This is a genomic window from Streptomyces sp. NPDC044064 (assembly GCF_056434245.1).
The window spans coordinates 246,749-261,111 of record NZ_JBWKFN010000002.1; the positions used below are offsets into that span (position 1 = coordinate 246,749).

Genomic DNA, 14,363 nt, shown 5'->3' on the forward strand with positions numbered 1-14,363 from the left:
GTTACGGGGCCGCCCGGCAGGGCGGTCACCGGAACGGAATGTTCAGCCAGGGACTGCCGGGCTCGGACATCAGGATTCGGTGAGCCTCGAGCATGTCCTGGTACCAGTCCCCGAACTCCTCGTCGTCGAAGTGAAGACAGCGCCCGAGGATGTAGCCGGCGGAAAAGTCCTGCCAGGACTTGTAGGACAGGGAGGCTGCCTGCCCCGCCTGAATGACCGCGGACTCGGCCTCCGCAAGGGTTCCGAACCGGGCCCCCAGCCCCCACCGGGCCATCTTCGAGGCACGCCCGAGATCCCAGGCGTCGACGGACGACACGTACCCGTTCTCGCCGAGCACACCGTCGGCACGCATCCGGGCCTCGTAGCGGGTGATACGCCCGATGAGCCGCTGCACACCCTCGACGCGGGCCTCGACCTCGGACTCGGGGCGGGGGTCGGTTGTGGTGACGCCGTCCTCGGACACCACGATCGAACCCTCGGAGTTCGCCCGGATGAGGTTGGCGGCGGCCTGCCGCCAGTACCCCAGGTCGACATGCCCGCCGAAATCCCGGGCGATGCGACGGCGCAGACCGAGGGCGAAATCCCAGACCGAGCTGTGCTGTTCGCAGGCGAGTAGGTCGCGGAGGTAGTACTGCCATTCCTCGCGGGTGGTGATGCCCCACCACTCGCGAAGCCGCTTGAGCTCGTTCCGATACCCGGTACCGTGCCAGGCCATGGCGTTCCAGACGGAGCCGTTGCTGACACACAGCAGCGCTCCGCAGGCGAGGCCGTGGGCGACGGACCCGTGCAGCGGGCCGCCGACCCGGAGAGTGAGCAGCCTGCCGGGGACCCTCAGGGGGCCACTGGTCCGGTAATGCTGAGCCCATGCGCCGGAGTGCGGTGGCGCCGCCGGGAGGAACGCCTCACAGGGACTGCCCGGATTGACCACGATCCACGGCGGACGCCCCGGCTTCCATGCCTCTGCGAACCACCCGAGCCTGCTGCGATGGAACACCCGATGCGGTTCAGGGGCGGGCAGCATGCCCACGGTGTACACCGCCCAGACGGGACCGCCGGCACGTGGATCGTGCCCGAAGACCGAGTACGTCCTGTCCGGGTCGGTGTCTGCCTTGTCGCGCTGTATCTCGAAATACAGTGGTTCCCGCGCGAGCGTGTCGAAGTACGCGGCCCAGTCCTCACGCGACTTGGCCTCGAACAAGGCCTGCTCGATCTCCGTCGGGGGCGTCCAGGCAGACGGTGCCGGGGTTCCGAAAGCCACCGACGGCGGACCAAACGACATGAAGCTCTCTGCCTCTCAGGCCGATCAGGAGTCACCGGCAAGGTAGACACGGGTGTGAACCAAGCGCATCGATGAAGCGCGAAAACTGATGCCGGAGTCGTCGTGCCCCAAAGACACTGAAATCACGTCCCCCGGTGTAGCCCTGACGTTGACCTCCCCGGCCTCCACGTCGGTCCACTTGCTGACTTGGAAATCCACTACTCCGGAAAACTGCAGGTAAAACTCGAAGCGATTATAGGGTTTTTCTTGCCATTCCGGATCGGGGTGCGATGGAAGGCACCTTGTGTCGAACCCGAGAGTTACAGAGTCCTCACGCTCGTCTACGTGAACGTAGAATAGTTCACATTCGTCGAGGGCTGGCGGGCCGGCCGCGTAGAGCTCTCCCAGAAAATGTGGGGCCGCAAGAAATCTCCGCCAGTCAGATGCGTTCAAAGTAGCTCTTCTCCCAGACCTCCGGCAGAGAATCGTATCGACGGGAGTCGATTCGACCTGCGAATGAACGTGAACCCAGGTCCGAGCCGTCAACATCGGCCCTGAAGGCACTGACATGGCCGATCGTAACCGAGTCGCTGCAGTCAAATGCCAGATTCATTCCGTCGCCGCTAATGTCAACATGAAGGCGTCTTTCCTCTGGTCGATGAGTTGCTTTCAGGAAGCCGAGAACCGGGGGCTCCCATGAGTGGATGGCCAGATTCTGGACCGCCAGGAATCTCAGATGGAACTGGACCGTATCAAAGCCCGAAGTCACCCAGTCCTGTGGTGCTGGATCAGGAAACTGCGGGAGATCGGCGCGAATGATCAATGTAGGCCCACGCCAATTCAGGTTGAGCGATCGAAACCTTATACACCCCTCCAGTCTCGGCATGTGCCCATAGGCGGCGCGCAGCGCCTCCGGGTTTACGATAAATTCATCAACGATCATAATGCGTTCCTCGGCCCTTGGGCGTCGCAGGTCTCCGGGGCCCGAGAAGTGAGGGCCAGAGTCGCTGTAAGGCACAGTCACTCCGCCGACGTATGCTCCAGCCAGCGGACCAGGGCGTCGCGCGTTTCCTGGGGGGTCGATCTACTCTCGGATAGGCTGACGCCCAGCCTCCTGAGCGAAGGGATACGGTGGGGGTCCCGCACGCAGACGATATCCGTCCACTTCTCCCCCTGAGACCCTCGAACGATGACGCTTCCGTCGACAGAAAGCATGACGAACTCGGGATGTCCCCAGCCACACCCCGTGACACGCGCATCGGCACCGGCTCCTGCAAAATCCCAATCAATCTGTAGTGCTACACGCGCCCACCATGCCACACCAGCACGATCGTTCTCTGCGTCACGGACAGCAATGAGGAACTGTGGATTTTGGGCGGCGAACAGACCCTGATGGGCGCAGAGCATGTACCACTCATGGTTCACTCTCTCTTGGAAATCCGGCGCATCATTTTCGATACTTGCAGCCCACTCTTGCCCCTCGGCGGCAGTCGAGTTCGCAAAGGAAGCCAGATGCGGAGGGATGAGTGGAGGGGAAACGGGTACCATGCCCAGATATTTCAGGCCTGCCGAGGCCAGGCCCGCCACAAGTTCTACTTCCCGCATGAAGATCCCTCCCGGATTGCAATGATGACTGTCATTCTAACGGACCGGCCTCTTGGCCCAGGGGTAAGGAATCAGTTGATCATAATTATGTGAACCGTCCCTGCGCCTGCCGAAGTAGGCTACATTTCCGTCCCCGTCGACTATTACGCGCGCCTGACTGAATGGATCTCCGTTGTCATAGATCGGAGAGCCGGCCCATCGGGCGCCAGCGCGAGACATTCCACCCCGATAGAAGTCGAGTACCTGGTTATTGCGGGGGCCGGTCAAGCGCTGTGGATAGTCAGGATCCTTCATCAGTTTATCCACCAGGTCATGGATATCCTGCGGCGTTTCGAACCAAGCCTTACGGTCCACGTTTTCCGCATTGCGATCGGCGACCGCGCTCGGTTCATACTCCTTATCCGGATACCACTGACTTCCGGATTCCTCGGGGCACTCATCCGGGGCGAGCCCCAAGGAATCCGTCAATATTTGAGGGTTGTGGACGTAAGTGGCCGGGTTGGGCGCAGGTGAGACCCCCAGGGGGTCGGGAGTCAGATACCGCCCGATTTCAGGGTCGTAGTGGCGGAAGTAGTTGTAGTGGAGCCCGGTCTCTGGGTCGTAGTACTGGCCGGGGAAGCGCAGGGGTGTGTAGGCGGTGCTGTCGGCCGCCCAGGTTGTTGTTCCCCACAGAGTGCTGCGGGTGTGCCAGGCGATGTCGCCGTGTTCGTCAACGAGTTCGCTGGGTGTGCCAACGAGGTCGGTGACGATGGCGAAGAAGCGGGAGTCGATCTCGTCCTGGGGTGTGTCGGCCGCAGTGATGCGTTCCGTCTGGGTCAGGGGGCGTAGGCCCTGGTGGTCCCAGGTGAGGGTGACCGGGTTGGGGAGGTCGGGGGACGTCGTGGTCTGTTCGCAGAGGGTGGTGCCGTCCCAGGTGAAGTCGACACGCTCGACGACCGTTTCGCCGTCCGCAGCGAGGCGGAGTTTCGCGGTGCGGCGGCCCAGGGGGTCGTAGGTATAGCGCCAGCGGGTGCCGTCGGGCGTCACCACTGATGTGAGACGGTCTTCGGCATCCCATTCGTAGCGCCAGGTGTCCGGCTTGCGGGACAGGCGAGTCTTCTGGCGGAGGGTGATGCGACCGAGGGCGTCGTGTTCGTAGCGGACGTTGCCCGCGCGGGTGATGCTCGTACCCGCGTAGGTCCGGGAGCCGACTGCCTCCTGGCCTGGGTGGTTGGCCGGCCAGGACGCCTGTGTCTGGTTGCCCGCCTCGTCGTAGGCGTACCGCTCCGTCCAGCCCGCCGCGTGCACAGCGGTCACCCGGCCCGCCGCGTCCAGGTCGAAGCGGCGGGACCCGGAGAGCTGATCGTCGATGCCGATCAGGTTGCCATCGGCACGGTAGCTGTACGTCCGGTGTTGCACGGAGCGGTGCTCGGCGCCGGTGACGGACTGGGTGGTCAAGCGGCCCCGGGCGTCAAAGCTGTGCTCAAGGGTAACCGTCTCGCCGACCCGACGGGTCAGTTCGCGGCCTGCCTCGTCGTACGTGAAGTCGATGGCGCGGCCCGAGGCCACCATGCCGGTGCGGCGACCCACAGCGTCGTACGACCAGGTGGTGGTAGCGCCTGTGGGGGTCGTGCGGCTGGTGCGGCGGCCCAGGGCGTCGTAGACGTACGTCACGGCGCGGCCGTTGACCGTCTCCGAATGCAGGCGGCCGTAGCGGTCGCGGAGGAGTGTGAGGGTCGTGCCGTCGGAGCCTGTTGCCTGCGCCAGCTGGTCCGTGAAGTCGTAGGCGTACGTCGTGATCTGACCGTCCGCGTCCTTGCGGATCACCTGGCCCAGTTCGTTCCGCTCGAAAGACACCACGTCACCGAGAACGTTTCTGCGCGAGGTGAGACGACCTGCGGAGTCGTACGCGTATGTCAGCGTGCGGGCGTCGAAGTCCGTCTCCGCCACTAGGCGGCCTGCCGCGTCGTACTCGTACGTCCACGTCAGGCCCTGCGGGTTGGTGACCCTCGTCAGACGCAGTTCGCTGTCGTGGTCGAACTCGTAGCGCACGCCGTCCGGTCCCGTGCGGGCACTCAGCAGGTCGAAGTGGGTGTACTCGAAGTGGGAAACACCGCCGATCGGGTCCGTGTGGCTCGTGCAGTTGCCCTCGCCGTCGTACCTCCACGTCTCGGTTGTGCCGTCCAGGGCCGTGCGGCGGGTCAACTGGCCCTCGGTCGACCATTCCAGCAGCGTCGTCGTTGCGCCCGTGGGCTCCGTGATCGCCATCGGGCGGCCCAGAGCGTCCCGCTGATAGCGGGTGGTCGCGCCCAGTGGGTCCGTGACCTCCAACGGGAGGCCGGCTCGGTCGCAGATAACGCTTGCGGTGTTGCCAAGTGGGTCGGTCACGGAGGTGAGGTGGCCGGACTCCGTGTAGGCGAAGCGGGTGGTCTGGCCCGCCGCGTCCGTCACAGACGTGCGGTTGCCTCGCTCGTCGAATCCCTGCCGGATCACCGTACCGTCCGGGTTCACCACCTTCACCGGCAGGCCGAGTTCGTTGTACTCCGCCCTCGCCTCGCGACCGTCCGGGCGGACCACCGACGTGAGTTTGCCTTCGTCGTCGTAGCGGAACGTCGTCGTGTGGCCCAGCGGGTCCGCCTGGAACAGCAGGCGGTTGTAGCGGTCACGTCGATACCTGGTTTCGGCGCCGAGCGGGTCGATCTCGGCCACCACCTGCCGGGCCTCGTTGATCTGAAAACGCCGGGTGTGGCCTTCGCCGTTGGTCGCCGTGGTCAAGCGCAGGCCCGTCTCCGGGTCCGGATCCTGATAGGAAAAGCGCGTCGCCATGTGGCCCGCGGAGCCGGTCTGGGCTGTGCAGCGGTCCTGGTCGTCGTACTCGTACGTGTAGCTGCGGTCGTTCGTGTCCGTCCAGGACGTGACCCGGCCCGCGTCGTCGTAGGTGAAGCGGAGGGGCAGCCCCGAGGAGTTGATGACCTCCGTGAGGTTGCCCTCCCTGTAGCCGAAGCGCTTCAACTCCTGGCCGGTCTCCGCCAGGTGGTAGGCCGTTACGCGGCCCGACTCCGTGGCGATGCGGACGCCCTGACCGGCGCTCGTCACTACAGCCCGCGGCGTGCCCTCCTCGTCGTACTCGAACGTGATCCAGTTGCCGTTGCGATCGTCTATCTGCTCCAGGACGGCCAGGTTCTCGCCCCGGTCAGCGAAGTGCCAGGTGCGTAGCGTGCCCGGGTCCGTGATCCTGTAGCCGTCGGCCACGCGGTCCAAGGGCCAGCGGGGGCCGTGAGACGGGAGGGTGGGTAGGCCCGGTGCCGGGTGCGGGTACGCCAGGAGCAGGCCGTCCTCCGTGACGAAGACGACTCCCTGAGCGTCGATCTCCAGACGCTGGTCCAGGGTGGAGGACCAAGAGCGGCCGAACCAGCGGCCCAGGCGATAGCCGGACTCCACCCGCCGCTTGAGGACCAACGGCAGCACACCAGGGAGGGCCGCGTCCGTCTGCGGCAGGAACATCTTGCCGGTGGCGACATCAACCGGGTCGCCACAGTCCTTCACGGCGTCCTTTTGACGGGAGTGATCCTGCGGGTTGTTGTTCGCCTCCTCGCGGGCGGTGTTCCCGGCCTCACCCTCCGCGCCCCGTTCGCCGGCCGTCACCCCCTCGGCCCCCTTCGCCCCGTCCTCCGCGACCCGGGCGCCGTCGACGGCGGCCTCCTCGGCCCCCGCCTCCGGGATCAGGAACTGGGGAGCGAGTTCGCCGCCGACCCCGCCGGGGTCCTCCAGGAAGGACTTCCAGAGACCGTCGGCGGTCTGGGTGGGATGGGTGAGCATATGGACCGCGCCGCCCAAGAGTTCCACCTTGGCCTGAGCAGCCTCGTACGGGTGCGTGATCGCGTACGGATCGAGCGGGTTCGCATTGCGCGCCAGGTTGTTCAGGTCGCCGAGGCCGCGCATGAAACCGCCGAAGAAGCGCATGTCCTCCGTCTTGGCGGCATCCAGTACGTCCGCGCCGTCGAGTTTCAGCTGGTTGAGGGCCGACGGCTCGTGCGGGGCGTGCTGGAAGGCGAGTTTGACGCGCTCGGCGGCCTCTGCGGCGAGGTGGTCGCGCTGGCGTCGGGCGGCGGTCAGGATCTGTTCGGCCACGTGCTTGGCCTCGTCGCCGGGGTCCTGGTCCGAGGGTTTCGGGCCGGGGTCCTTCTTGCCTGCGTCGACGGCGTCGTTGTACGTCTCCACCTTCTGCTGGTGGGCTTGCGAGGCGGCATTGCCCTCGCGGTACTTCGCCACCGCCTCCCGGGCCTGGGACTGTGCCCATTCCACGGTATGCGCGAAGTTCTCCAGGGCCGAGGAGGCCTCCCCGCAGGCCTCGGCGGCCCGACGCCACTTGACCTGGTGCGTGGCGAACTTCTGTCGGAAGGTGTCGGCGGCCTCGCCTTTGAACTCCGACGAGTCCAGCTGCTGCATGCCTGTCGCTACAGCGCCGAAGGACTGCGCGAAGTTCCGCAGATGCACCGCCGTCTCACGGAGCTTCGCCGGGTTGCCGTGGATCAGTTCCTTCGGGTCCGAACTCTCGTCCAGCTGCTGCTCGTCCACGTGCGCGCCCAGCTTGGACGCGGTGGAGTCACCCCAGCCGTCGACCTTGTCGGCCGCACCGTGCGCACCGGCCCAGTCGAGCGCGTCGCCCACGCCATGGGCGCCCTCGTCGATGACATGACCCGTCGCCCGCTTGACATCGTCGTAGCCGGACTTCAGCGACCCCAGGGCACTGTTGAACTTCCCTGTGAGCGACATCAGTTGCCGTCACCCGACCCGGCCACGTCCCGCACGATCGACGGCGAGATCGGGATCGGACTGCCCGGCACGCCCTCGCTCGTCTCCACGTCCGTGAGCATGCCCTTCCCGGTCTGCTTCACGGAGTTCACCAGGTTGTCGCGGTCCTTCTCGCCATAACCCGTCGTCATCGCCGCATGGTTGATCTGGTCCAGGCTCTCCTTCTCCACCTTGTCGTTGGCGGCGAAGGGATCCCCGGCCACGGAGTTGTAGGCGATCTTCAGCGAGCCCTTCACGTACTCGTCCGTCTGGTGGAAGGTGCCTGCTGCCAGCCCCATCCCCTCCGCGAGAGCGTTGCCCTCCTCCATCAGATCGCGCACGCCCCACTGCCAGCGCTCGCAGAAGGTGTGCAGCATCGCGCCGAGATGGTCGTCACCGACGTCCATGCCGTCCATCTCCAGGCTGGTGAAGCCGCGACCCGCGCCTGCCCAGCCCTTCATCGTGCCCAGCGAATCCAGCTCGCTCAGAGCCTTGTTGATCCCCTCGGCGATCGACTTCAGCCCCTGCACCTGCAGATCCGGCTGCCCGCCCCCGCTCGGCGTCGTCACTGCCGTTCCTCCCCCGTCAGTCATCCGGCTTCGGCACCGGAGTCCATGTCCAGTACGTCACGTGTACGTGTTCCGGTTCCGGTGTCATCGACCGCGCCTGATTCCGGCCCGTCCACGGCGACCACGTCCGGCACGATCCCGACGACCGGCGGCAGCACCAACCCCCGCTCACCATCACCGGCATCCACCAATACCCCGCACGGCAGCCCGGTCCCGGCCACCGCCGGTACACCGGCATCCAGCACCGCGGCACCCCACACCGCCCGGTACCGCCAGCTCCGGTCGCCTTCCCCGCGCGCCCTCACATACCGCCCCAGCGCAGCCTCGTCGGTGAATACGAGCAACCACCGTGCCCCGCTCATCTCCACCGTCAGGGCCGCACCGTTCTCCCCGTACGGGACGAGGACGCGTCGGCGCCGGAACTCACCCAGCCTCATGCGGAACTTACGTTGGTGGTACCGGAGTTGGGTGGCCTGCTGCGGAGTGAGCAGCGCTTCTGCCCGGGCAGGCTGCTGTGCGGTAGCGAACGAGACGGTGTCCGGCGTCGGTTGGGGTACGGGGAGCGCCTCGGCAGGCGGCGGCGTGGGGTCCGTGCCCACGACTGTCTGCTCGGCGATGTCCGCCAGCGCCGACCTGGGCGGATGCACTCCGGTCTCGTCCGTCGCCCCCGCCGATCCCGTCGGCTCAGCGCTGCCCACAGCGCCTTCCCCCTCATCAGAAATGTCTTGTCGCGTTCAATCACTTTCGTTCACTGAACGACCTTCGATGCTCACATGTGCAGACCGATACGGACAACGTCAGTCGTGTCAACAAGGCTTAAAGCGTCGGTCAATTGGCAGGCCGGGGCAGCCGCAGCCGGCGGAACTCGATCGTCTCGTACGGCCCGGTCACCCCCGTCTCGTACAGGAGCCCGACGCTGTCGTGGTCCAGTTGCACGAGGTCGGAGTAGGCCGCCCACCGGGAAGACAGCGTCAGCGCCTTGGTGAAGGTACGGCCCGCGTTCGTGCTCGACCACAGTGCCATCGCCCTGCGGGCGGTCGGCACCGACGGGGCGGAGAACAGCAACGGGCCCTTGCGCAGTTGGAGCACGCTGCCCTCGACCACCGGGACGTCGTTCAGGGTGCGCTGGACGGCGAAGGGACGGGCGAGACTCCTGCCGCCGTCGTCGCTGTAGGTGTCGATGCGGTGGCCGACGCCGCTGCCGTTCTGGTTGCGGGAGCTGATGTACAGGCGGCCGTCCGGGAGTTGGGCGACGCCGGTCTCGTTGGCGTTGGTCACGCCGTCGTAGGCGTCGTCAACGAAGCCCAGGTGCCAGGTGCGGCCGCCGTCGTCGCTGTAGAGGGCGTGGGCGCCGTAGTACCGGGGCTCCCGGCCGGTGTCGGAGGAGCCGGGAGGCGGGGCGGCGGAGTGGTCGGCGGGGACGAGGAGGCGGCCGGTGTGCGGGCCGCGGGTGAGGGCGACCGCGTGGCCGGGGCCGGTCGCGTACCAGCGCCACCCGGCCGGCTTCACCGCGGCCGTGATCTCCCGCGGGCGCGTGAAGCGGCGGCCGTCGTCCGTGCTGCGCTGGACGAACACCCGGCGGCCCCGCTCGGGCGTGACCTCGCCGCGCATGATCTGAGCCTCTGTCACGGACCCGCTGTTGTACGAGGTCACGAGCACGACGGCACCCGAGCGCGGGTCGACCACGGGGGCCGGATTGCCGCGGGTGTCCCCGTGTCCGGCGGCCACCACCTTCAGCGGGCCCCAGGTGCAGCCGCCGTCGGTGGAGCGGCGCAGGACGACATCGATGTCGCCGGTGTCGGCGGCGCCCGTGTGCCGGCCCTCGGCGAAGGCCAGGACCGTGGCGCGCCGGGTGACGACGGTCGCGGGGATGCGGTACGTGTCGTAGCCGCCCTTCCCGCCCACGTACGGCACGGAGGAGACGCAGCCGTGCGGCGTGGAGTGGGCCGGGTGGAGGCCGCCGGTGAGCGGGGTGAGGAACGCGGTGGCGGCGAGAAGTGCGCGGCTCAGCGGGATCACGCCTCACATGCTCCCCGGAATCACCAGCCCCGACTCGTAGCCCACGATGACCAGCTGGGCCCGGTCGCGCGCCCCGAGCTTGCCCATGATCCGGCTCACGTGAGTCTTCGCGGTGAGCGGGCTCAGCCCCAACGCCTCGGCGATCTCGGTGTTGTTGAGGCCCCGGGTGACCAGCGTCAGCACCTCCCGCTCCCGGCCCGACAGGCACTCGGGGCCGCCCGTCACGGGCGGGGAGGGGCTGCGCAGGAACCGCTCGATCAGCCGTGCCGTCGGCCCCGGGGAGAGCAGTGCCTCGCCCGCGGCGACCGTGCGGATCGCGTCGAGAAGTTCAGCCGGACGGGTGTCCTTCACCAGGAACCCGGAGGCGCCGGCGCGCAGCGCGTCCACGATGTTCTCGTCGGTGTCGTAGGTGGTGAGGACCAGCACCTTCACCCCGGCCAGGTCCTCGTCGGCGGCGATCAGCCGGGTCGCCTCGATGCCGTCGAGGTCGGGCATGCGGACGTCCATCAGCACCACGTCGGCGCGTGCGGTGCGGACGAGGTCGACGGCCTCGCGACCGGTGGCGGCCTGTCCGACGACCTCCATGTCCGGCGCGGACTCCACGAGCATGGCGAAGGCGGCCCGGACGAGGGCCTGGTCGTCGGCGAGCAGTACGCGAACGGCGCTCATCCGGTCCCTTCCGCGGTGGTCGTCGTGGGCAGTACGGCTCTCACCTCGAAACCGCCCCGCGTGCGTGGTCCGACGTCGAGGGTGCCGCCCACGCTGCGGGCTCGCTCCCGCATGCCGACCAGTCCGTAGCCGGGCGTGCCGCCGGGGGTGGGGCCGGTTCCGTCGTCGGTCACCGTCAGGTGCAGAGCGCCGTCCCGCGCGTAGAGGTCGATGCTGACGGCTGGTTCGGGGCCGGCGTGCCGTACCACGTTGGTCAGCGCCTCCTGCACGATGCGGTACGCGGCAGCGCCCACGGCGGGCGGTGCCTTGCGTACCCGTAGGGTCTGCTCGACGCGGGCGCCCGCGAGGCGCGCCGCCTCCACCAGGTCGGGCAGGCCGTCGAGTCCGGGCAGGGGGCCGCGGGCGTCCAAGGAGCCGTGCTCCCGCAGTACCTCCAGGGTGGCGCGCAGCTCGCCGCGTGCGGTGCGGCAGGTCTCCGCGATGTCGTCCAGCGCCTTGGCGACCGTCTCCCGGTCGAGCCGCTCGGGGTCGGCGGTCAGGACGTGCGCGGCGACCGAGGTCTGCACGCCGATGAGGGTGATGCTGTGGGCGAGCAGGTCGTGCAGGTCACGGGCGATGCGCAGCCGCTCCTCGGCGACTCTGCGGCGGGCCTCCTCCTCGCGGGTGCGTTCGGCGCGTTCGGCGCGTTCGACGATCGCGGCGATGTGCCGGCGGTGGGAGCGGACGGCGACGCCGAGGAAGAGCACGGCGACCACCCAGCCGGAGGTGCGCAGCACCTGGAAGGCATGGTGGGTGTTCACCGTCGTCATCACGCCCACGATGACGGTGAGGACGGTGATGCCCGTCAGGACGGTGCGCAGGGGGCGACTGGTGACGGCGACCGTGTAGAGCGCGGTGAGCCCGGCCGGGATCGTCGCGGAGTGGTTGTTGTCGAGGGCGTTGTACGTCGCGATGAGGGCCACCGCGGCGGCGAGCACCAGCAGGGGGTGGCGGCGCCGCCACACGAGCGGTACGTGTGCGGCGAGCAGCAGCGCCCAGCCGAGCGCGTCGGGGCGGCGGCCCGGGTCGGTGAACAGGGCGAGGCACACGGCCGGCACGGCGAGGGCGAGGGCGAGCAGGGCGTCGTTGCGGGTGGCGTGCGGGGCGGTGAGGGGATTGCGGTTGATCGCCGCGACGATCCGCTCGCCTTGGCGGGGCCGTCCCGCCGCCGGGACGCCGCGCACCGCCGCCGGGATCCTCGGGGGGCGGCGGCCTGTCGTGGTCGTGGTTTCCTGCACGGGGTTCATCTTCCGGTAGGCGGGCGCCCCCGCCCAGGGCAGGGGCGCCCGACGGTTCAGCCCACGGGTTCCGGTGCGCGCTCGGCGCGCGCCGTCTCCGGTGCCCTGGACAGCCGCCCCGGCCACCACACCGCCCTGCCCAGCGCCACGCTCGCGCTGGTCACCAGGTAGGTGCGGACGAGGAAAGTGTCCAGCAGGACCCCGACCGCGATGACGAAGCCCAGCTCGACGAGTTGGACGAGCCCCATGTTGGTCAGCACCGCGAAGGTGGCGGCGAGGACGAGTCCGGCCGAGGCGATGACCCCGCCTGTGGTCCGCAGTGCCGTCAGCGCGGCCGCGGCGGGCTCGGCGCCTCGGAGCGACTCCTCCCGCATCCGGTGCATCAGGAAGATGCCGTAGTCGACGCCGAGGGCGACGAGGAACACGAAGGACAGCAGGCCGAGGCCGGGATCAGTGCCGTGGAAGCCGAACAGCGGCCCGAAGACCAGCCCGCCGAGGCCAAGTGCCGCTCCCCACACCGCAACCACGGCGACCACCAGCAGCAGCGGAGCGACCAGGGACCGCAGCAGGGCGATCAGGATCAGCAGCACGGAGAGCAGGACGATCGGTACGACGACCATCCGGTCGCGGGCGCTGGTGTCCGTCAGGTCGAGCTGCTGGGCGCTGGGTCCGCCGACGTGGGAGCCGACCAGCCGGTGCCTCAGTGCCTCGATCGTGGCGGTCTCGGCGGTGGACTGGGGCGGGGCGGACGCGGTCACCGTGATCTCGGTCCAGCCGACGCCGGTACGGCCCTGCCGCGCGTCCGCCACTCCCTTCGTACCCCGGATGGTTGCCAGGGCGGCGTCGGCCCGGCCGGCGGGGGTGAGGATCTCGATGGGCTGTGCGGAGCGCTCCGGGTAGGCCTTCGCCACGGTCTGCATGGCGGTGACGGAGTCGGGCCGGTCGACGAAGGTGTCCACTTGCTTGAGCGGCCCGGGCAGGTTCAGCGCGCCCAGCGCCAGCGCGCCGAGCAGGGCGGCGCCGGACGCGAGGACGGTCAGCGGGCGGCGCCCGGCCGAGGAGCCCATCGCGGCGAACAGCGACCGGCGGGCGGCCTTGGGCGTGGAGCCGTAGGCGGGGATGAGCGGCCAGAACAGACGGCGGCCCAGCAGGACCAGGACGGCGGGCAGCAGGGTCAGCATGGCGGCCAGCGCACACAGCACACCGACCGTGCCGAGCGGGCCCATGCCCCGGCTGGAGTTGAGGTCCGCGGCGAGCAGACACAGCAGGCCGACGGCCACCGTGCCGGAGGAGGCGAGGACGGCGGGCCCGCATCCGCGCAGCGCCGCCCGCATCGCGTCGTACGGCCGCTCGTGGCGTCGTAGCTCCTCGCGGTAGCGGGAGACGAGGAGCAGGGCGTAGTCGGTTCCGGCGCCGAAGACGAGGATCGTCATGATGCCGGTGCTCGCGCCGGTGACGGCGGTGCCGAAGGCCTGGTTGAGGGCGTAGGCGGCGGCCCGGGCGAGGAAGTCGGCAACACCGGCGACGACGAGCGGGACCAGCCACAGCAGTGGGCTGCGGTAGATGAGGATCAGCAGGATCGCGACGACGGCGACGGTGGTGTAGAGCAGCGGGCCGCCGAGGGACTTGTAGACACCCGAGGCGTCGGTGGCGAGGGGGGCCGGGCCACCGACGTCGGCAGAGAGTCCGCCGGTGTCGTGGACGATGCTGCGGACGTCGTCGACGAAGGCGTCGCGCTTCTTCTCGTCGGTGCCGGGCTCGTTGCTGGTGACCGGGTACATGAGGGTGGTGCCGTCGGCGGACGGTATGCCCTGCGGGGTGCGGCCGGTGAGGGTGTGCCGGTGGGCGAGGGCGTCGACCTGCGCGCCGGCGGTGGCCCGGTCGGTGGCGGTCAGGCCGCTCGCGCGGTGGTAGACGAGGACCAGTTCGGTCGTCTGGCCGCCCGGGAGGCGGTCCTGGAGCCGGGCCACCCGGGTGGAGTCGGCGGAGGCGGGCAGGTAGTCGGTCGTGCGGTTGTGCTGGACGTCGCCGAGCTTGGCGGCGAACGGCCCGGCCACGGCGAGCAGGACCACCCACAGGCCCAGCACCAGCCAGGGCAGGCCTCGCCGCCCGCCTCTCACACGTGTTTTCGCGGCCCCCATGGAAACGGGCCCTCCCTCCGGAGCGGATGTCTGGATACGGCTTCCAGACTTC

Annotated in this window: 11 protein-coding genes; all 11 read right to left on the bottom strand. The window is 68.7% G+C overall.

What is annotated here, in order from left to right:
* Positions 1 to 25: 25 nt before the first annotated feature.
* Positions 26 to 1,279: a DUF1266 domain-containing protein gene (locus AC07DS_RS04190; RefSeq protein WP_479142509.1), complete on the bottom strand. Its 1,254-nt coding sequence runs from the start codon at positions 1,277 to 1,279 to the stop codon at positions 26 to 28.
* Positions 1,280 to 1,303: 24 nt separating this feature from the next.
* On the bottom strand, positions 1,304 to 1,711 hold the full coding sequence (locus AC07DS_RS04195) for an Imm50 family immunity protein (protein WP_479142510.1): 408 nt from the start codon (positions 1,709 to 1,711) through the stop codon (positions 1,304 to 1,306).
* Positions 1,698 to 2,201, bottom strand: coding sequence for an Imm50 family immunity protein (locus AC07DS_RS04200; protein ID WP_479142512.1), 504 nt, complete (start codon positions 2,199 to 2,201; stop codon positions 1,698 to 1,700). The genes AC07DS_RS04195 and AC07DS_RS04200 overlap by 14 nt, the downstream gene beginning before the upstream one ends.
* 77 nt (positions 2,202 to 2,278) lie before the next feature.
* A complete protein-coding gene (locus AC07DS_RS04205) occupies positions 2,279 to 2,863 on the bottom strand; it encodes a hypothetical protein (RefSeq protein ID WP_479142514.1) in 585 nt (194 codons plus the stop codon).
* A 36-nt stretch (positions 2,864 to 2,899) separates the two neighbouring features.
* Positions 2,900 to 7,618: a putative T7SS-secreted protein gene (locus AC07DS_RS04210; protein ID WP_479142515.1), complete on the bottom strand. Its 4,719-nt coding sequence runs from the start codon at positions 7,616 to 7,618 to the stop codon at positions 2,900 to 2,902.
* A complete protein-coding gene (locus AC07DS_RS04215; RefSeq protein ID WP_479142516.1) occupies positions 7,618 to 8,205 on the bottom strand; it encodes a hypothetical protein in 588 nt (195 codons plus the stop codon). The genes AC07DS_RS04210 and AC07DS_RS04215 overlap by 1 nt, the downstream gene beginning before the upstream one ends.
* A gap of 20 nt (positions 8,206 to 8,225) precedes the next feature.
* Positions 8,226 to 8,903 carry an SseB family protein gene (locus AC07DS_RS04220; protein ID WP_479142518.1) on the bottom strand — a complete coding sequence of 226 codons (678 nt, stop codon included), beginning with the start codon at positions 8,901 to 8,903 and terminating at the stop codon, positions 8,226 to 8,228.
* A 130-nt stretch (positions 8,904 to 9,033) separates the two neighbouring features.
* On the bottom strand, positions 9,034 to 10,224 hold the full coding sequence (locus AC07DS_RS04225; RefSeq protein ID WP_479142520.1) for a sialidase family protein: 1,191 nt from the start codon (positions 10,222 to 10,224) through the stop codon (positions 9,034 to 9,036).
* A gap of 3 nt (positions 10,225 to 10,227) precedes the next feature.
* Positions 10,228 to 10,893: a response regulator transcription factor gene (locus tag AC07DS_RS04230; protein WP_479142522.1), complete on the bottom strand. Its 666-nt coding sequence runs from the start codon at positions 10,891 to 10,893 to the stop codon at positions 10,228 to 10,230.
* Complete coding sequence (locus AC07DS_RS04235; protein WP_479142524.1) at positions 10,890 to 12,179, bottom strand: sensor histidine kinase; 1,290 nt, start codon at positions 12,177 to 12,179, stop codon at positions 10,890 to 10,892. The genes AC07DS_RS04230 and AC07DS_RS04235 overlap by 4 nt, the downstream gene beginning before the upstream one ends.
* Before the next feature lie 47 nt (positions 12,180 to 12,226).
* On the bottom strand, positions 12,227 to 14,311 hold the full coding sequence (locus AC07DS_RS04240; protein ID WP_479142526.1) for an MMPL family transporter: 2,085 nt from the start codon (positions 14,309 to 14,311) through the stop codon (positions 12,227 to 12,229).
* Between the last annotated feature and the right edge of the window lie 52 nt (positions 14,312 to 14,363).